General features: G+C 56.6%; 27 protein-coding genes. 2 read left to right on the top strand and 25 right to left on the bottom strand.

Going from position 1 to position 18,572, the window contains the following annotated elements:
• The first annotated feature begins 17 nt into the window (after positions 1-17).
• Positions 18-926 carry a LysR family transcriptional regulator gene (locus tag C9383_RS18170; protein ID WP_174554018.1) on the top strand — a complete coding sequence of 303 codons (909 nt, stop codon included), beginning with the start codon at positions 18-20 and terminating at the stop codon, positions 924-926.
• A 69-nt stretch (positions 927-995) separates the two neighbouring features.
• On the opposite strand, the gene C9383_RS18165 is transcribed toward C9383_RS18170, so the two are convergent.
• Positions 996-1,511: a single-stranded DNA-binding protein gene (locus C9383_RS18165; protein WP_003232445.1), complete on the bottom strand. Its 516-nt coding sequence runs from the start codon at positions 1,509-1,511 to the stop codon at positions 996-998.
• A gap of 9 nt (positions 1,512-1,520) precedes the next feature.
• Positions 1,521-2,915 (bottom strand): MFS transporter, encoded by a 1,395-nt coding sequence (locus C9383_RS18160; RefSeq protein WP_090365566.1) that lies wholly within the window; start codon positions 2,913-2,915, stop codon positions 1,521-1,523.
• Between the two features lie 178 nt (positions 2,916-3,093).
• Between C9383_RS18160 and uvrA the strand changes: the two genes are divergently transcribed.
• Positions 3,094-5,928, top strand: a complete 2,835-nt coding sequence (gene uvrA / locus C9383_RS18155; protein ID WP_060755283.1) for an excinuclease ABC subunit UvrA — start codon at positions 3,094-3,096, stop codon at positions 5,926-5,928.
• 66 nt (positions 5,929-5,994) lie between these two features.
• Here the strand turns inward: uvrA and bfr are convergent, their stop codons facing one another.
• From bfr to rpsC, 23 genes are all read right to left on the bottom strand, one after another.
• On the bottom strand, positions 5,995-6,459 hold the full coding sequence (gene bfr, locus C9383_RS18150) for a bacterioferritin (protein WP_015886133.1): 465 nt from the start codon (positions 6,457-6,459) through the stop codon (positions 5,995-5,997).
• Between the two features lie 155 nt (positions 6,460-6,614).
• The gene (locus C9383_RS18145) at positions 6,615-8,063 is read right to left on the bottom strand and encodes a catalase (protein ID WP_090365564.1); all 1,449 of its coding nucleotides are present in this window, start codon (positions 8,061-8,063) and stop codon (positions 6,615-6,617) included.
• Between the two features lie 235 nt (positions 8,064-8,298).
• On the bottom strand, positions 8,299-8,685 hold the full coding sequence (rplQ, locus tag C9383_RS18140; protein WP_003176402.1) for a 50S ribosomal protein L17: 387 nt from the start codon (positions 8,683-8,685) through the stop codon (positions 8,299-8,301).
• Between the two features lie 41 nt (positions 8,686-8,726).
• The gene (locus C9383_RS18135) at positions 8,727-9,728 is read right to left on the bottom strand and encodes a DNA-directed RNA polymerase subunit alpha (RefSeq protein ID WP_003176403.1); all 1,002 of its coding nucleotides are present in this window, start codon (positions 9,726-9,728) and stop codon (positions 8,727-8,729) included.
• 22 nt (positions 9,729-9,750) lie between these two features.
• Entirely contained in the window at positions 9,751-10,371 is a 621-nt protein-coding gene (gene rpsD / locus C9383_RS18130; protein WP_003176404.1) for a 30S ribosomal protein S4, read from the bottom strand.
• An 18-nt stretch (positions 10,372-10,389) separates the two neighbouring features.
• Entirely contained in the window at positions 10,390-10,779 is a 390-nt protein-coding gene (gene rpsK, locus C9383_RS18125; RefSeq protein WP_002555466.1) for a 30S ribosomal protein S11, read from the bottom strand.
• Between the two features lie 30 nt (positions 10,780-10,809).
• Positions 10,810-11,166 (bottom strand): 30S ribosomal protein S13, encoded by a 357-nt coding sequence (rpsM, locus tag C9383_RS18120; RefSeq protein WP_003194635.1) that lies wholly within the window; start codon positions 11,164-11,166, stop codon positions 10,810-10,812.
• A gap of 129 nt (positions 11,167-11,295) precedes the next feature.
• Positions 11,296-11,412, bottom strand: coding sequence for a 50S ribosomal protein L36 (gene rpmJ / locus C9383_RS18115; protein WP_002555468.1), 117 nt, complete (start codon positions 11,410-11,412; stop codon positions 11,296-11,298).
• A 27-nt stretch (positions 11,413-11,439) separates the two neighbouring features.
• Positions 11,440-12,768 carry a preprotein translocase subunit SecY gene (gene secY, locus C9383_RS18110; RefSeq protein ID WP_016969470.1) on the bottom strand — a complete coding sequence of 443 codons (1,329 nt, stop codon included), beginning with the start codon at positions 12,766-12,768 and terminating at the stop codon, positions 11,440-11,442.
• On the bottom strand, positions 12,769-13,206 hold the full coding sequence (gene rplO, locus C9383_RS18105; RefSeq protein WP_060755285.1) for a 50S ribosomal protein L15: 438 nt from the start codon (positions 13,204-13,206) through the stop codon (positions 12,769-12,771).
• Positions 13,207-13,209: 3 nt separating this feature from the next.
• Entirely contained in the window at positions 13,210-13,386 is a 177-nt protein-coding gene (rpmD, locus tag C9383_RS18100) for a 50S ribosomal protein L30 (RefSeq protein WP_003176408.1), read from the bottom strand.
• Between the two features lie 2 nt (positions 13,387-13,388).
• Positions 13,389-13,889, bottom strand: coding sequence for a 30S ribosomal protein S5 (rpsE, locus tag C9383_RS18095; protein ID WP_003176409.1), 501 nt, complete (start codon positions 13,887-13,889; stop codon positions 13,389-13,391).
• Positions 13,890-13,892: 3 nt separating this feature from the next.
• On the bottom strand, positions 13,893-14,243 hold the full coding sequence (gene rplR, locus C9383_RS18090; RefSeq protein ID WP_003186037.1) for a 50S ribosomal protein L18: 351 nt from the start codon (positions 14,241-14,243) through the stop codon (positions 13,893-13,895).
• A gap of 10 nt (positions 14,244-14,253) precedes the next feature.
• The gene (gene rplF, locus C9383_RS18085; RefSeq protein WP_003176412.1) at positions 14,254-14,787 is read right to left on the bottom strand and encodes a 50S ribosomal protein L6; all 534 of its coding nucleotides are present in this window, start codon (positions 14,785-14,787) and stop codon (positions 14,254-14,256) included.
• Positions 14,788-14,799: 12 nt separating this feature from the next.
• Entirely contained in the window at positions 14,800-15,192 is a 393-nt protein-coding gene (rpsH, locus tag C9383_RS18080) for a 30S ribosomal protein S8 (protein ID WP_010206883.1), read from the bottom strand.
• 208 nt (positions 15,193-15,400) lie between these two features.
• Entirely contained in the window at positions 15,401-15,706 is a 306-nt protein-coding gene (gene rpsN, locus C9383_RS18075; RefSeq protein WP_003176414.1) for a 30S ribosomal protein S14, read from the bottom strand.
• A 13-nt stretch (positions 15,707-15,719) separates the two neighbouring features.
• The gene (gene rplE / locus C9383_RS18070) at positions 15,720-16,259 is read right to left on the bottom strand and encodes a 50S ribosomal protein L5 (protein WP_003194642.1); all 540 of its coding nucleotides are present in this window, start codon (positions 16,257-16,259) and stop codon (positions 15,720-15,722) included.
• 22 nt (positions 16,260-16,281) lie between these two features.
• Complete coding sequence (gene rplX, locus C9383_RS18065; protein ID WP_007896770.1) at positions 16,282-16,596, bottom strand: 50S ribosomal protein L24; 315 nt, start codon at positions 16,594-16,596, stop codon at positions 16,282-16,284.
• Between the two features lie 11 nt (positions 16,597-16,607).
• A complete protein-coding gene (gene rplN / locus C9383_RS18060) occupies positions 16,608-16,976 on the bottom strand; it encodes a 50S ribosomal protein L14 (protein WP_002555479.1) in 369 nt (122 codons plus the stop codon).
• A gap of 23 nt (positions 16,977-16,999) precedes the next feature.
• A complete protein-coding gene (gene rpsQ / locus C9383_RS18055; protein ID WP_003176419.1) occupies positions 17,000-17,266 on the bottom strand; it encodes a 30S ribosomal protein S17 in 267 nt (88 codons plus the stop codon).
• A 2-nt stretch (positions 17,267-17,268) separates the two neighbouring features.
• Positions 17,269-17,460 (bottom strand): 50S ribosomal protein L29, encoded by a 192-nt coding sequence (gene rpmC / locus C9383_RS18050; RefSeq protein WP_002555481.1) that lies wholly within the window; start codon positions 17,458-17,460, stop codon positions 17,269-17,271.
• Positions 17,460-17,873 carry a 50S ribosomal protein L16 gene (gene rplP / locus C9383_RS18045; protein WP_003176421.1) on the bottom strand — a complete coding sequence of 138 codons (414 nt, stop codon included), beginning with the start codon at positions 17,871-17,873 and terminating at the stop codon, positions 17,460-17,462. Before rplP ends, rpmC begins: the two co-directional genes overlap by 1 nt.
• A gap of 12 nt (positions 17,874-17,885) precedes the next feature.
• Positions 17,886-18,572, bottom strand: a complete 687-nt coding sequence (gene rpsC, locus C9383_RS18040) for a 30S ribosomal protein S3 (protein ID WP_003176422.1) — start codon at positions 18,570-18,572, stop codon at positions 17,886-17,888.

Here is an 18,572-nt window from a genome sequence, read left to right as displayed (position 1 = left end):
ACCTGGAAAGTATCCCAATGTTGGAACTGCGCCAGCTCAAAGCCTTCGTCGCTATCGCTGAAGAAGGCTATATCACCCGCGCCGCCGAACGCCTGGGCATGCAACAGCCACCCTTGACGCGGATGCTGCAAAGCCTTGAAGCCCAGCTGGGGGTGAGCTTGATGGAGCGCTTGCCGCGTGGCGTGCGCCCCACCACTGCCGGCCTGGCCTTGTTGGATGAGGCGCGGGAAATACTGGCTCAGGCAGAGGGGCTGGCCGACGTCGTGCGCCGTGCCGCGCGAGGTGAACGTGGCCGCCTGGCGATCGGATTTACCAGTTCGGCCGCCCTGCACCCGTTTGTACCCAGTGTATTGCGGCTGTTTCGCGAAACCTTTGTCGGCGTCTCGGTGGTGCTGGAGGAAGCGGGCACCGGCGAACTACTGGATGCGTTGGTGCACGAGAAACTCGACGCGGCGTTTATCCGCTCGCCGCTCAGCGGGACGCAGTCGCTGCAGGACGAACCGATTCTGGTAGAGCCCATGCTGCTGGCGCTGCCGACAGACCACCCCTTGGCAATCGATCCAGCCTCGCCCCTGCCGTTGGCGGCATTGGCGACCGAGTCCTTCGTGCTGTATCGCCGTCGCGTGGGGTTGGGGTTGTATGACGCGATCCTGGTGGCCTGCCGTGAAGCGGGGTTCAGCCCGCAGGTGGTCCAGGAAGCACCGCGCATGACCGCGACCTTGAGCCTGGTGGCGGCGGGACTCGGAGTGTCGATTGTACCGGCGTCGATGCAGCGACTGCGGGGCGACGGCATCGTCTATCGGGAGTTGACGGAGTGCCAGAGCCTGGTGGCGCCGTTGCACTTGGCAACGCGGATCGGTGACGGTTCGGCGGTCTTGCGCCGGTTCAAGGAGATGGTGGTGACAGCGGCGTCGACGGAGGCGTGATCAGCGGCAATAAAAAACCCCCGGGGGGTTTAGCCATCGGGGGTTTTGTGTGCTTGGGGTCTTCAGACCTTAGAACGGGATATCGTCATCAAAGCTGTCGAAATCCGGAGCCGGCTGCGGTGCGGCCTGTTGTGGCGCCGGGCGCGACTCACGCTGTGGCTGCTGGCTTGGCTGCGGACGCGACTGCTGTGGGCGCGGCGCCGAGTTGGACATGCCGCCTTGGCCCTGTTGGTCGCCCTGTGGACGGCCGCCCAGCAGTTGCATGGTGCCTTGCATGTCGACCACGATTTCGGTGGTGTAACGCTTGATGCCGTCTTTTTCCCACTCGCGGGTTTGCAGTTTGCCTTCGATGTAGACCTGCGAACCTTTGCGCAGGTACTCACCGGCGATCTCTGCCACCTTGCCGAACATCGACACACGGTGCCATTCGGTTTTCTCGACCTTCTGGCCGGTCTGCTTGTCGGTCCACTGTTCGCTGGTCGCCAGACTCAGGTTGGTCACGGCATTACCGTTAGGCAAGTAGCGAACTTCGGGATCCTGGCCGCATGTACCGACCAATATGACTTTGTTAACCCCACGGGCCATAACGTTCTCCTAGGCTGGGCGCGCTGTCGGCACTGGGTTGACCAGTTGCTCGAGCGTCGCGCGATCCAATAATTCGGTGTCCAATTTGATGTAGATGGCGGCTTCTTCAGCAACAATCACGGCATCGGTAACCCCGGTGACAGCCTTGAGGCGCTCAACCAGACCGGCTTCGCGGATCGCTTCTGGCGATAACGGCAAACGCAGGCTCGTCACATAGGGAGGTTCGCGCATGGTAACAGCAAAGGCCAGCCAGAGGGCAGCCAGACCTGCGCATCCCAGGAACACAACCGACAAACCGCCATGCTGGAACATCCAGCCACCCATGATGCCGCCCAGCGCAGAACCGAGGAACTGGCTGGTGGAATACACCCCCATCGCCGTGCCCTTGCCGCCGGCCGGTGAAACTTTACTGATCAGCGAAGGCAACGAGGCTTCCAGCAGGTTGAACGCGGTGAAGAACACCACCGTGCCGATCACCAGCGCCCGCAGGCTGTCGCCGAACTCCCAGAAGAATAGCTCAGTGAGCATCAGGGTCGTGACGGCGCCGAGTAAAACTCGTTTCATTTTGCGTTTCTTCTCGCCGTAGATGATGAACGGGATCATGGCGAAGAACGAAATCAACAGCGCGGTGAGGTAGACCCACCAATGCTGCTCCTTGGGCAAGCCGGCTTTTTCGACCAGGGCCAGGGGCAGCGCGACGAAGCTGCACATCAGCATGGCGTGTAATACGAAGATACCTAAATCGAGGCGCAGCAGGTCCGGATGCTTGAGTGTCGGCAACAGCGCCTTGCGTGCGACACCCGACTCACGGTGCTGCAACGTGCCGGTGGACCGCGGCACCATGAACGCCACGATCACGATCCCGAACAACGCCATGCCGCCGGTGGCGAGGAACAACCCGTGCAGGCCGAACGCGCGGGTCAGCAGCGGGCCGACCACCATGGCCACCGCAAACGACAGGCCGATGGTCATGCCGATCATGGCCATGGCTTTGGTGCGATGTTGTTCGCGGGTCAGGTCCGAGAGCAAGGCCATGACGGCAGCGGAAATGGCCCCGGCGCCTTGCAGGATGCGTCCGGCGATCACGCCCCAGATGGAATCGGACTGGGCCGCGAGCACACTGCCGAGGGCGAATACGATCAGCCCGAGGTAGATCACCGGGCGGCGGCCAATGCGGTCGGAAATGATCCCGAATGGAATCTGGAAAATCGCCTGGGTCAAGCCATAGGCGCCAATTGCCAGGCCGATCAAGGCCGGGGTCGCTCCTGCGAGATCCATTCCATAGGTCGCCAGCACCGGCAACACCATAAACATGCCAAGCATACGGAAGGCGAACACTAGGGCCAGACCGCTTGCCGCTCGGGTCTCGCCGCTACTCATGCGTTCGCTGTGGGGATCGTGCATGGAAAAACCTCGTGTGAACCGGCGGCGATTCTACCAGTCCCATCGATTGAGAGGGTATATGCGGCGCTTTGCCGCGCAGCTTTCATGTAAGGCTGCACCCGGCACTTTGACAGTGTATATTCATCCAGTCTTTAGCCGTATACTCCTGCATAATTTACGCCCGCCGTGCGAGGCCATCTTGGACAAGATCCTGATTCGTGGGGCTAGAACCCACAACCTGAAGAACATCGACCTGACCCTGCCGCGGGACAAACTGATCGTCATCACCGGCTTGTCCGGGTCCGGCAAATCGTCCCTGGCGTTCGACACGCTATATGCCGAAGGCCAGCGGCGTTATGTGGAATCGCTGTCGGCGTATGCCCGGCAGTTCCTGTCCATGATGGAAAAACCCGACGTCGACACCATTGAAGGCCTGTCGCCGGCGATCTCCATCGAGCAGAAGTCGACGTCCCACAACCCGCGCTCCACCGTGGGCACCATCACCGAAATCTACGACTACCTGCGCTTGCTTTACGCACGGGTGGGCATCCCGCGTTGCCCGGACCACGATATTCCCCTGGAAGCCCAGACCGTCAGCCAGATGGTCGACCTGGTATTGGCCCAGCCGGAAGGCGCAAAGCTGATGCTGCTGGCGCCGGTGATTCGTGAGCGCAAGGGTGAACACCTTTCCGTCTTCGAGGAACTGCGTGCCCAGGGTTTCGTGCGTGCGCGCATCAACGGCAAGCTTTATGAACTGGACGAAGCGCCGAAGCTCGACAAGCAGAAGAAGCACTCCATTGATGTAGTGGTCGACCGCTTCAAGGTGCGCGCGGATCTGCAACAGCGCCTGGCGGAATCGTTCGAGACGGCATTGAAGCTGGCGGATGGCATTGCCCTGGTGGCGCCGATGGACGACGAGCCGGGCGAAGAGATCATCTTTTCTGCGCGCTTCGCCTGCCCGATCTGTGGCCATGCCATCAGCGAACTGGAACCCAAGCTGTTTTCCTTCAACAACCCCGCCGGTGCCTGCCCGACCTGTGATGGCCTGGGGGTGAAGCAATTCTTCGACATCAAGCGTCTGGTCAACGGCGAACTGACCTTGGCGGAAGGGGCGATACGCGGCTGGGACAGGCGTAACGTCTATTACTTCCAGATGCTGGGGTCGCTGGCATCGCACTATAAATTCAGCCTGGAAGTGCCGTTCAACCAGCTGCCGGCGGAGCAGCAGAAAGTCATCCTCCATGGCAGCGGCTCACAGAACGTCGACTTCAAATACCTGAATGACCGCGGCGATATCGTCAAACGCTCTCACCCGTTCGAAGGCATCGTGCCGAACCTGGAGCGTCGTTATCGCGAGACCGAGTCGGCCAGCGTGCGCGAAGAACTGGCGAAATTCCTCAGCACTCAACCCTGCCCGGACTGCCGGGGTACTCGCCTGCGTCGTGAGGCAAGGCATGTGTGGGTCGGTGAGAAGACCTTGCCGGCGGTGACCAGCCTGCCGATCGGTGACGCCTGTGAGTACTTTGGTGTGCTTAAGCTGACGGGTCGTCGTGGGGAAATTGCCGACAAGATCCTCAAGGAAATTCGCGAGCGCTTGCAGTTCCTGGTCAACGTTGGCCTGGACTACCTCTCGCTGGACCGCAGTGCCGATACCTTGTCTGGCGGTGAAGCCCAACGGATTCGCCTCGCCAGCCAGATTGGTGCCGGCCTGGTGGGCGTGCTGTACATCCTCGATGAGCCGTCGATCGGCTTGCACCAGCGCGACAACGATCGCCTGCTGGGCACGCTGAAACACCTGCGGGATATCGGCAACACGGTGATTGTGGTCGAGCACGATGAAGATGCAATCCGTCTGGCGGACTACGTCGTCGACATTGGCCCGGGCGCAGGTGTGCACGGTGGGCATATTGTCGCCGAGGGCACGCCTGCCGAAGTCATGGACCACCCGGACTCGTTGACCGGCAAGTACCTGTCCGGCCGCGTGAAGATCGAGGTCCCGGCCAAGCGCACACCGCGCAACAAGAAGCTGGCGCTGCACCTCAAAGGCGCACGGGGTAATAACCTGCGCAACGTCGACCTGGAGATTCCGCTGGGCCTGCTGACCTGCGTGACTGGTGTCTCCGGCTCGGGTAAATCGACCCTGATCAACAATACGCTGTTCCCCTTGAGTGCCACCGCCCTGAACGGCGCGACCACCCTGGAAGCGGCCGCGCATGACAGCATCAAGGGTCTTGAGCACCTGGACAAGGTGGTCGATATTGACCAAAGCCCGATTGGCCGCACGCCGCGCTCCAACCCGGCGACCTACACCGGGTTGTTCACGCCCATTCGCGAGCTGTTTGCGGGCGTCCCGGAATCCCGCTCACGCGGCTACGGGCCTGGCCGGTTCTCGTTCAACGTCAAGGGCGGGCGCTGTGAAGCGTGCCAGGGCGATGGCTTGATCAAGGTCGAAATGCACTTCCTGCCGGACATCTACGTGCCGTGCGACGTGTGCAAGAGCAAGCGCTATAACCGCGAAACCCTGGAGATCAAGTACAAGGGCAAGAGCATTCATGAAACCCTGGAGATGACGATCGAGGAGGCGCGGGAGTTCTTTGACGCGGTTCCGGCATTGGCGCGCAAGCTCCAGACGCTGATGGATGTGGGCCTGTCGTACATCAAGCTGGGGCAATCGGCGACTACCTTGTCCGGCGGTGAAGCGCAGCGGGTGAAGTTGTCTCGCGAGCTGTCCAAGCGCGATACGGGCAAAACCCTGTATATCCTCGATGAGCCGACCACGGGTCTGCACTTCGCGGATATCCAACAACTGCTCGATGTGTTGCACCGTCTACGCGACCACGGCAATACCGTTGTAGTAATCGAACACAACCTCGACGTGATCAAGACTGCCGACTGGCTGGTAGACCTGGGGCCGGAAGGCGGCTCCAAGGGTGGCCAGATCATTGCAGTGGGCACACCGGAGCAGGTTTCCGAAATGCCGCAGTCACATACGGGCTACTACTTGAAGCCGTTGTTGGCGCGCGACAAGGCCTGATTTATCGGTACCATGAAAAAGCCCCTGCCACGGCAACGTGACAGGGGCTTTTTCATGGCCGGTGAATCAGAACTGCGATTGCAGGTAATTCTCCAGGCCTACCAACTTGATCAGGCCCAACTGCTTTTCCAGCCAGTAGGTGTGATCTTCTTCGGTGTCATTCAACTGCACCCGCAGGATCTCGCGGGTGACATAGTCGTTGTGCTGCTCACAGAGCTCGATGCCCTTGCATAGCGCAGCACGCACCTTGTATTCGAGACGAAGGTCGGCGGCGAGCATATCCGGCACCGTGGTACCCACATCCAGATCGTCGGGACGCATGCGCGGCGTGCCTTCGAGCATCAGGATACGGCGCATCAGTGCGTCGGCGTGCTGTGCCTCTTCTTCCATTTCGTGGTTGATACGTTCATAGAGCTCGGTAAAGCCCCAGTCTTCGTACATGCGCGAATGGATGAAATATTGGTCACGAGCTGCCAGTTCGCCCGTCAGCAACGTGTTGAGGTAATCGATTACGTCGGGGTGACCTTGCATCGCCCTACATCTCCCTGCTTGAAAGTTTGTAGTTTGAACCATGATGACTCGAAGGTCACGGGACTAACGGCAGAAAAGTGAAGATATTCCGAGAAAAGTAGCTGAAATAACGCAAAAACCGCCCAAATGAGGGCGGTTCTGCTTATCGTTTAGAGTCAGTTAAGCGATACACCCAGTGCCTTTGCGATTGCTTCTCCATAAGCAGGATCTGCTTTATAGAAGTGCTGCAGTTGACGCTGGACCACATCGCTGGAAACGCCACCCATCGCACCGGCGATATTGTTGGTGAGCAATGCTTTCTGCTCATCGTTCATCAGGCGGAACAGCGCACCGGCGTGGCTGTAGTAATCCGTGTCTTCACGGTGATCGTAACGGTCAGCCGCACCACTCAATGCCAAAGCCGGCTCCGCGTACTGAGGGGCTTGTTTCGGCGCATCGGCGTAGCTGTTTGGCTCGTAGTTAGGCGTTGCGCCGCCGTTGCTGCCAAAAGCCATTGAGCCATCGCGCTGGTAGCTATTCACCGGGCTGCGTGGAGCATTCACCGGCAATTGCTGGTGATTGGTGCCAACGCGGTAGCGGTGGGCATCAGCGTAGGCAAACACGCGACCTTGCAGCATACGGTCTGGCGACAAACCGACGCCTGGCACCATATTGCTTGGGCCAAATGCGGCTTGTTCCACTTCAGCGAAGTAGTTTTGCGGGTTGCGATTCAGTTCCAGTTCGCCGACTTCGATCAGCGGGAACTCTTTCTGCGACCAGGTTTTGGTCACATCGAACGGGTTCTCGTAGTGAGCGTTTGCCTGGGCCTCGGTCATGATCTGAATGCAGACACGCCATTTTGGGAAGTCTCCACGCTCGATCGCACCGAACAGATCACGCTGGGCGTAATCAGGGTCGGTACCTGCCAGGCGAGCAGCCTCTGCCGGCGCCAGGTTCTTGATGCCCTGCAGGGTCTTGTAATGCCATTTGACCCAGTGACGTTCGCCCTTGGCATTGATCAGACTGTAGGTGTGGCTACCAAAACCGTGCATGTGACGGTAGCCGTCAGGAATACCACGATCCGAAAACAGGATGGTGACCTGGTGCAGCGCCTCAGGAGAGTGCGACCAGAAGTCCCACATCATTTGCGCGCTTTTCAGGTTGCTTTGCGGCAAACGCTTTTGGGTATGGATGAAGTCCGGGAACTTCAGCGGGTCACGGATGAAGAACACCGGAGTGTTGTTACCCACAATGTCCCAGTTGCCTTCTTCGGTGTAGAACTTCAGGGCGAAACCCCGTGGATCGCGCTCGGTATCAGCCGAACCACGCTCACCCCCTACGGTGGAAAACCGCAGGAAGGTGGGAGTCTGCTTGCCCACGGACTCGAACAGTTTGGCACTGGTGTATTGGGTGATGTCTTTGGTAACGGTGAAGGTGCCATAAGCGCCCGAGCCCTTGGCATGCACACGACGCTCAGGAATGTTTTCGCGGTTGAAGTGAGCGAGCTTCTCGATCAGATGAAAATCATCAAGCAGCAACGGGCCACGCGGGCCTGCGGAACGGGAATTCTGGTTATCCGCGACGGGGCCCCCGCTGGCGGTAGTAAGGATTTTGTTCTGGCTCATATTCAATTTCCTCAGGTCGGACTTGGAACTGCTGGCTAATCGGCTTGGAGGAAGTATTGACCATCAATATGACGTCTACAAATTCATTAAATCGTAAGCATCAATAGAAAATTACTAACAACCTCCCCAACCCTATAGTGCCAAGAGCCACCTGTGGAAACTTGTATCCAACGCGCTTTTTACACGCACAAAAAAACCGGGCACTAGGCCCGGTTTTTTATTACAGCTTGTCGTCTTACTCGGCGCTTACAGCTTCGCCAGCAGTAGCACGATCAACCAACTCGACGTACGCCATAGGCGCGTTGTCGCCAGCGCGGAAACCGCACTTGAGGATGCGCAGGTAGCCACCCTCACGGGTAGCGTAACGCTTGCCCAGGTCGTTGAAGAGCTTACCAACGATAGCTTTCGAACGAGTACGGTCGAAAGCCAGACGGCGGTTAGCCAGGCTGTCTGTCTTGGCCAAAGTGATCAGCGGCTCAGCAACGCGACGCAGTTCTTTAGCTTTCGGCAGTGTAGTTTTGATCAGCTCGTGCTCGAACAGCGACACCGCCATGTTTTGGAACATGGCCTTGCGGTGCGAGCTGGTACGGCTCAGGTGACGACCACTTTTACGATGACGCATGGTTCATTCCTTACCAAACTCACGTTCGGTGATTACGACGATCAGGCAGTCGCCTTGTCGTCCTTCTTAAGACTTGCAGGCGGCCAGTTGTCGAGGCGCATGCCGAGGGACAGACCGCGGGAGGCCAGAACGTCCTTGATTTCAGTCAAGGATTTCTTGCCCAGGTTCGGAGTCTTCAACAGTTCTACTTCGGTACGCTGAATCAGGTCGCCGATGTAGTAAATGTTTTCCGCCTTAAGGCAGTTAGCCGAACGTACAGTCAGTTCCAGATCGTCAACCGGGCGAAGCAGGATCGGATCGATCTCGTCTTCCTGCTCGATTACCACTGGTTCGCTGTCACCTTTGAGGTCGACGAACGCAGCCAACTGCTGTTGCAGAATGGTTGCAGCGCGGCGGATAGCCTCTTCCGGGTCCAGAGTACCGTTGGTTTCCAGATCAATAACCAGCTTGTCCAGGTTGGTGCGCTGTTCGACACGGGCGTTTTCCACCACGTATGCGATACGGCGAACCGGGCTGAACGAAGAGTCAAGCTGCAAGCGACCAATGCTGCGGCTTTCATCTTCATCGCTCTGACGCGAGTCGGCCGGTTCATAACCACGACCACGAGCTACGGTGAGCTTCATGTTCAGGGCGCCGTTAGACGCCAGGTTAGCGATTACGTGATCGGGGTTAACGATCTCGACATCATGATCCAGCTGAATATCGGCAGCGGTAACCACCCCCGAACCCTTCTTCGACAAGGTCAGCGTAACTTCGTCACGGCCGTGCAGCTTGATAGCCAGACCTTTAAGGTTCAACAGGATTTCAATTACGTCTTCCTGTACACCTTCGATGGCGCTGTACTCGTGGAGCACACCGTCAATCTCGGCCTCGACTACTGCACAGCCGGGCATTGAGGACAACAGGATGCGGCGCAGCGCGTTGCCCAGGGTGTGGCCAAAACCACGCTCGAGAGGCTCGAGAGTGATCTTGGCGCGGGTTGGACTGACAACCTGCACATCAATGTGGCGGGGTGTCAGGAACTCATTTACCGAAATCTGCATGGATGCACCTATTTTCTAGCCCTTACTTGGAGTAGAGCTCGACAATCAGGCTTTCGTTGATGTCGGCGGACAGATCACTGCGAGCAGGAACGTTCTTGAAAACGCCCGACTTCTTCTCAGTGTCTACTTCTACCCATTCTACGCGGCCACGTTGGGCACACAGATCGAGAGCTTGGACAATGCGAAGCTGGTTTTTTGCTTTCTCGCGAACTGCGACCACGTCACCAGCACGAACCTGGTAGGACGGAACGTTTACGGTCTGACCGTTAACGCTGATCGACTTGTGCGATACCAACTGACGGGATTCGGCACGAGTCGAACCAAAGCCCATACGGTATACAACGTTGTCCAGACGGCATTCGAGCAGTTGCAGCAGGTTTTCACCGGTTGCACCTTTCTTGCCAGCAGCTTCTTTGTAGTAGCCGCTGAACTGACGCTCGAGAACGCCGTAGATACGACGGACCTTCTGCTTTTCACGCAGTTGGGTGCCGTAGTCGGACTGGCGACCGCGGCGTTGGCCGTGGATACCAGGTGCTGCTTCAATGTTGCACTTCGATTCGATCGCGCGCACGCCGCTCTTCAGGAAGAGATCGGTGCCCTCGCGACGAGCGAGTTTGCATTTTGGACCAATGTAACGAGCCATTCTTTACAATCTCCTGGATTACACGCGGCGCTTCTTCGGCGGACGGCACCCGTTGTGCGGGATTGGCGTCACGTCGGTGATGCTGGCGATCTTATAGCCACAGCCGTTCAAAGCACGGACAGCGGACTCACGACCTGGACCTGGACCCTTGACGTTAACGTCGAGGTTTTTCAGGCCATATTCCAGCGCAGCTTGACCAGCACGTTCAGCAGCTACTTGAGCAGCGAACGGAGTGGACTTGCGGGAACCGCGGAAACCCGAACCACCAGAGGTAGCCCAAGAAAGCGCATTACCTTGACGGTCGGTGATGGTCACGATGGTGTTGTTAAAAGAAGCATGGATGTGGGCGATGCCATCAACCACTGTCTTTTTAACTTTTTTACGAGGACGAGCAGCAGGTTTTGCCATGATAATTTTCCTGTCGATTCGCTGGGGCGATTACTTGCGGATCGGCTTACGCGGACCTTTACGGGTACGCGCGTTAGTCTTGGTACGCTGACCGCGTACTGGAAGACCACGACGATGACGCAGACCGCGATAGCAACCGAGGTCCATCAAACGCTTGATTTTCATGTTGATTTCGCGACGCAGGTCACCTTCAGTGGTGAACTTCGCCACTTCGCCACGCAGCTGTTCAATCTGCTCGTCGCTCAGATCCTTGATCTTAGCGGCTGGGTTTACCCCAGCAACTGCGCAAATCTTCTGCGCAGTAGTGCGACCAACACCATAGATGTAGGTCAGCGAGATAACAGTGTGCTTGTTATCTGGAATGTTAACGCCTGCAATACGGGCCATTCAGTGGGACTCCAATTGACAGCTACCTACGCCCCGGAAGCCAAGAAATAGGGCGCGAGATAATATCGCTGTAATAACAAATAATCAACCCGGCAGCGCACTAGCTGCCGGGCTTCAAGCGGATCACACTCAGCCTTGGCGCTGTTTGTGACGCGGTTCCGCGCTGCAAATTACTCGAACAACACCTTCGCGGCGAATAATCTTGCAGTTACGGCACAGCTTTTTCACCGATGCACGAACTTTCATCACCAACTCCTCGAACCTTATGGGTACTCAGCGCAACATGCCGCTGCCGTAACCCTTCAGGTTGGCTTTCTTCATCAGGGATTCGTACTGGTGCGAAACGAGGTGCGATTGTACTTGGGACATGAAGTCCATCACAACCACGACCACGATCAGCAACGAGGTCCCGCCAAGGTAGAACGGAACGTTTGCTGCGACCACAAGGAACTGGGGCAACAGGCACACGGCCGTCATATATAGAGCACCGAACAGGGTCAAACGAGTCAGAACGCCATCAATGTAGCGTGCCGACTGCTCACCTGGACGGATGCCCGGAATAAAGGCACCGGACTTCTTCAGGTTTTCCGCTACGTCTTTCGGATTGAACATCAACGCCGTATAGAAGAAGCAGAAGAAAATAATCCCTGCACTAAACAGCAGAATATTCAACGGCTGACCAGGAGCGATCGACTGAGAAAGGTCCTGCAGCCAGCCCATATTTTCAGACTGACCAAACCAGGTACCCAACGAAGCCGGAAACAGCAAAATGCTGCTCGCGAAAATTGCCGGGATAACACCGGCCATATTCACTTTCAGCGGCAAGTGGCTGGTCTGCGCAGCAAAAACCTTACGGCCCTGCTGACGCTTGGCGTAGTGAACAGCGATACGACGCTGGCCACGCTCAATGAACACCACAAAACCGATAATCGCTACTGCCAGCAAACCGATGGCAACCAAGGCGAAGATATTGATATCACCCTGACGCGCAGACTCGAAAGACTGCCCAATTGCCCTCGGAAGACCGGCGACGATACCTGCGAAAATCAACATCGAGATACCGTTACCAACACCACGCTCAGTAATCTGCTCACCCAGCCACATCATGAACATCGCACCAGCCACAAAAGTGGATACCGCGACGAAATAGAAGCCAAAGTCACCAGTGAACGCAACGCCCTGCCCTGCCAGGCCAACGGACATGCCGATAGCTTGAACCAGGGCAAGGACGACAGTGCCGTAGCGGGTGTACTGGCTAATCTTGCGACGGCCAGCTTCACCTTCCTTCTTCAACTGCTCCAACTGCGGGCTGACGGCGGTCATCAGCTGCATGATGATCGATGCCGAAATGTACGGCATGATCCCCAATGCAAAGATGCTCATCCGTTCCAGCGCGCCGCCGGAAAACATGTTGAACAAGCTAAGAATGGTCCCCTCATTCTGTCGAAACAGGTCTGCGAGTCGGTCCGGGTTGATACCTGGAACCGGGATGTGTGCGCCTATTCGGTAGACGATAATCGCCAGGAACAGAAAACGCAGACGTGCCCAAAGTTCAGACATACCGCCTTTGCCGAGCGCAGAGAGAGCACCTTGCTTAGCCATTTATTCCTCGAACTTGCCGCCAGCTGCTTCGATAGCCGAACGCGCACCTTTGGTGGCGCCGATTCCCTTGCCGATAGTGACAGCGCGAGCCACTTCACCGGACAGCATGATTTTCACGCGCTGTACGTTGACGTTGATCACGTTGGCATCTTTCAGGGTCTGCAGAGTAACGATGTCGCCGTCCACTTTAGCCAGCTCGGACAGACGCACTTCTGCGCGATCCATGGCTTTCAGGGATACGAAACCGAACTTAGGCAGGCGACGATGCAGCGGCTGTTGACCGCCTTCAAAGCCTGGAGCAATGGTGCCACCGGAACGGGAGGTCTGACCTTTGTGACCGCGGCCACCAGTCTTACCCAAACCGCTACCGATACCACGGCCCGGACGATGCTTTTCGCGACGGGAACCCGGCGCTGGACTCAGATCATTGAGTTTCATCGATTAACCCTCTACACGCAGCATGTAGTAAGCCTTGTTGATCATCCCGCGATTCTCGGGAGTATCCTGGACTTCTACAGTGTGACCGATGCGACGCAGACCCAAACCTTTAACGCACAGTTTGTGGTTAGGGATGCGGCCGGTCATGCTTTTGATCAGCGTTACTTTAACGGTAGCCATGATCAGAAGATCTCCTTGACAGTCAGGCCACGCTTGGCAGCGATGGACTCAGGAGATTGCATAGCTTTCAAACCCTTGAAAGTGGCGTGAACCACGTTTACTGGGTTAGTCGAGCCGTAGCACTTGGCCAGAACGTTCTGAACGCCAGCAACTTCGAGGACAGCACGCATAGCGCCGCCAGCGATGATACCGGTACCTTCAGAAGCAGGCTGCATGTATACCTTCGAAGCGCCATGGGCGGACTTCATTGCGTACTGCAGAGTGGTGCCGTTCAGATCAACTTGGATCATGTTGCGACGAGCAGCTTCCATTGCCTTCTGGATCGCAGCAGGCACTTCACGCGACTTGCCACGGCCGAAGCCAACACGCCCTTTACCATCACCTACCACGGTCAACGCGGTGAAAGTGAAGATACGGCCGCCTTTAACGGTTTTGGCTACGCGGTTAACTTGAACCAGCTTCTCAATGTAGCCTTCGTCGCGCTTTTGGTCGTTATTTGACATAACTTAGAACTCCAGCCCAGCTTCACGAGCAGCATCAGCCAGCGCTTTAACGCGGCCGTGGTACTTGAAGCCAGAGCGGTCGAAAGCCACTTGCGAGACGCCAGCGGCCTTAGCACGCGTAGCGACCAGCTGGCCAACCTTTGTGGCCGCGTCGATGTTGCCGGTGGCACCATCACGCAGTTCTTTATCCAAAGTCGAGGCGCTTGCCAGGACTTTGTTGCCGTCGGCCGAGATGACCTGGGCGTAGATGTGCTGCGACGAGCGGAACACGCAGAGACGCACGACTTCGAGTTCGTGCATTTTCAGGCGTGCTTTGCGAGCGCGACGCAGTCGAGTAACTTTTTTGTCGGTCATTTGCTATGCCCTACTTCTTCTTGGCTTCTTTACGACGGACGACTTCGTCCGCGTAGCGCACACCTTTGCCTTTGTACGGCTCTGGTGGACGGAAGTCGCGGATCTCAGCGGCCACTTGACCTACCAGCTGCTTATCGATGCCCTTGATCAGGATATCGGTCTGGCTAGGGGTCTCAGCGGTGATGCCTTCCGGCAGTTCGTAATCCACTGGGTGCGAGAAGCCAAGGGCCAGGTTCAAAACCGTGCCTTTTGCTTGCGCTTTGTAACCAACACCGACCAGCTGGAGCTTACGCTCGAAGCCTTGGCTTACGCCTTGGACCATGTTGTTTACCAACGCACGCGTGGTACCGGCCATTGCGCGAGTTTGTTGATCGCCATTGCGAGCGGCAAAACGCAGCTCACCGGCTTCTTCAACGATCTCAACGGACGAATGGATGTTCAGTTCAAGAGTACCCTTGGCACCCTTCACCGAAAGCTGTTGGCCTGCGAATTTGACTTCGACACCGGCCGGCAGCTTAACGGGGTTCTTAGCGACGCGAGACATGCTTATCCCCCCTTAGAACACAGTGCAAAGAACTTCGCCGCCGACACCGGCAGCGCGCGCAGCACGATCAGTCATCACACCTTTGTTGGTGGAGACGATAGACACGCCCAGACCGCCACGAACTTTCGGCAGATCTTCAGCGGACTTGTACTGACGCAGGCCTGGACGGCTAACGCGCTTCACTTCCTCGATGACCGAACGGCCTTCGAAGTACTTCAGCTCGATGGACAGCAGTGCTTTTACATCGCTGCTGATCTGATAACCCGCAATGTAGCCTTCGTCTTTCAGGACTTTGGCAACAGCTACCTTCAACTTGGAAGATGGCATGCTTACGACGGACTTTTCAGCCATCTGGGCATTACGGATACGAGTTAGCATGTCCGCTAACGGGTCCTGCATACTCATGGGCTAGACGCTCCTAATACAAAAAAATTAGCCTTGCGGCTACATATGTCGCCGAGAATCTCCGGGCATAGAAAACACGGGCTCAGGCGAGCCGGGTATTCTAGACACACTCCGGAAATGAAACAAGCCCCAAAAGGGGCTTGTTCCAGATTCAAGGTCACCGGTGGTCGTTATCTTGCGACGCCAACCACCTGGACTTCGAAAGTACTTACCAGCTGGCTTTAACCAGACCTGGTACGTCACCACGCATTGCCGCTTCACGCAGTTTGTTACGGCCGAGGCCGAACTTGCGGTAAACGCCGTGTGGACGACCGGTCAGGCGGCAGCGGTTACGCATGCGCGAAGCGCTTGCGTCACGTGGCTGCTTCTGCAGGGCAACTGTAGCTTCCCAACGCGCTTCTGGACTTGCGTTCAGATCAACGATGATTGCTTTCAGTGCTGCACGCTTCTTGGCGTACTTGGCAACCGTGAGCTGACGCTTCAGCTCGCGGTTTTTCATGCTCATCTTGGCCATGGTCCTACTCCAATCAGTTGCGGAACGGGAATTTGAAAGCACGCAGCAGGGCGCGACCTTCATCATCGTTCTTGGCAGTGGTGGTCAGGGTGATGTCCAGACCGCGGAGAGCATCGATCTTGTCGTAGTCGATTTCCGGGAAGATGATCTGCTCTTTCACGCCCATGCTGTAGTTACCACGACCATCGAAGGACTTGGCATTCAGGCCGCGGAAGTCGCGAACCCGAGGCAGGGAGATCGACAGCAGACGATCCAGGAATTCGTACATACGCTCACGGCGCAGAGTTACCTTGACGCCGATCGGCCAACCTTCACGGACTTTAAAGCCAGCGATGGATTTCCGAGCGTAGGTCACAACGACTTTTTGGCCGGTGATCTTTTCCAGGTCAGCAACAGCGTGCTCGATGACTTTTTTGTCGCCGATCGCTTCGCCCAGACCCATGTTCAGGGTGATTTTGGTAACGCGCGGAACTTCCATCACGTTCCCAAGCTTAAGTTCTTCCTTAAGCTTAGGGGCGATTTCCTTCCGGTAAATCTCTTGTAGTCGTGCCATGGTCTTATCTACCTAGCAGTGTTCAAGCATCAACCGCTTTTTGGGTCGACTTGAAGACACGAATTTTCTTACCGTCTTCTACTTTGAAACCAACGCGATCAGCCTTGTTGGTTTCGCCGTTGAAGATGGCGACGTTAGAAGCGTGCAGTGGCGCTTCTTTCTCGACGATACCGCCCTGTACGCCCGACATCGGGTTAGGCTTGGTATGACGCTTGACCAGGTTCAGACCACCAACGACCAGACGGTCGTCAGCGAGAACCTTCAGCACCTTACCGCGCTTACCTTTGTCTTTGCCGGCGATCACGATGATCTCGTCGTCACGACGAATCTTTTGCATGTCGGATCTCCTTACAGCACTTCTGGGGCGAGCGAGACGATCTTCATGAACTTCTCAGTACGAAGTTCACGGGTCACTGGCCCAAAGATACGGGTGCCGATCGGCTCTTGCTTGTTGTTCAGAAGAACAGCAGCGTTGCCATCAAAGCGGATAATGGAGCCATCTGCACGGCGTACGCCGTGACGAGTGCGGACTACAACAGCAGTCATCACTTGGCCTTTTTTCACCTTACCGCGAGGAATTGCTTCCTTCACGGTAACTTTGATGATGTCACCGATACCAGCGTAACGACGATGGGAGCCACCCAGCACCTTGATGCACATAACGCGGCGAGCGCCGCTGTTATCGGCCACATCGAGCATGGATTGAGTCTGAATCATATAATTTCTCCGACCCCTAGTCCTTAGACTTCCACAGCGCGTTCGAGAACATCAACCAGTGCCCAAGACTTGGTCTTGGCCAGCGGACGAGTTTCACGAATAGTGACTTTGTCGCCGATGTGGCACTGATTGGTTTCGTCGTGCGCGTGCAGCTTAGTCGAACGCTTAACATATTTACCGTAGATCGGGTGCTTAACGCGACGCTCGATCAGAACGGTGATGGTTTTGTCCATCTTGTCGCTGACAACACGGCCAGTCAGCGTACGGACAGTCTTTTCGGCTTCAGCCATGATCACTTACCTGCCTGCTGGTTGAGCACAGTCTTCACGCGAGCGATGTCACGCTTAACTTGCGAGAGCAGATGAGACTGCCCCAACTGGCCAGTTGCTTTCTGCATACGCAGATTGAACTGGTCGCGCAGCAGGCCGAGCAGTTGCTCGTTCAGCTGCTGTGCGGATTTTTCACGAAGTTCATTCGCTTTCATCACATCACCGTCCGTTTAACAAAGGAGGTGGCGAGCGGCAGCTTTGCAGCAGCCAGGGCGAAAGCCTCACGCGCCAGCTCTTCAGAAACACCCTCGATTTCATACAGGACTTTGCCTGGCTGAATCTGGGCAACCCAGTATTCCACGTTACCCTTACCTTTACCCATCCGAACCTCGAGAGGTTTTTTGGAAATCGGCTTGTCCGGGAATACACGGATCCAGATCTTGCCACCACGTTTTACGTGACGGGTCAGAGCACGACGCGCTGACTCGATCTGACGAGCGGTGAGACGACCACGAGCTACAGACTTCAGCGCGAACTCGCCGAAGCTGACTTTGCTACCGCGCTGAGCCAGACCACGGTTGTGGCCTGTCATCTGCTTGCGGAACTTCGTACGCTTAGGTTGCAACATTTGGCGTACCCCTTACTTAGCAGCTTTTTTACGAGGCGCTGGTGCTTGTGGTTTCAGTTCTTCTTGGCGACCACCAATTACTTCGCCTTTGAAGATCCAAACCTTTACACCGATCACACCGTAAGTGGTGTGAGCTTCGTAGTTGGCATAGTCGATGTCGGCACGCAGGGTGTGCAGTGGCACACGACCTTCGCGATACCATTCAGTACGTGCGATTTCAGCACCGCCGAGACGACCGCTCACTTGGATTTTGATGCCTTTGGCACCAATGCGCATTGCGTTCTGTACGGCACGCTTCATAGCGCGACGGAACATTACGCGACGCTCCAGCTGCTGAGCTACGCTCTGCGCAACCAGCATACCGTCGAGCTCCGGCTTGCGGATCTCTTCGATATTGATGTGCACAGGCACACCCATTTGCTTGGTCAGGTCCTGACGCAGTTTCTCAACATCTTCACCTTTCTTCCCGATAACGATACCTGGACGAGCGGTGTGGATGGTGATACGTGCAGTTTGGGCCGGACGATGGATATCGATACGGCTTACGGACGCGCTTTTTAGTTTGTCTTGGAGATACTCACGCACCTTCAGATCAGCGAACAAGTAGTCCGCATAAGTCCGACCGTCTGCGTACCAGACGGAGGTGTGCTCCTTGACGATTCCCAGGCGAATGCCAATGGGATGTACTTTCTGACCCAT

Origin of the sequence: Pseudomonas palleroniana, assembly GCF_003031675.1 — a bacterium.
GTDB lineage: Bacteria > Pseudomonadota > Gammaproteobacteria > Pseudomonadales > Pseudomonadaceae > Aquipseudomonas > Aquipseudomonas palleroniana.
The sequence above is the reverse complement of the archived record's forward strand: the minus strand, read 5'-3'. Positions and strand labels throughout refer to the sequence as shown.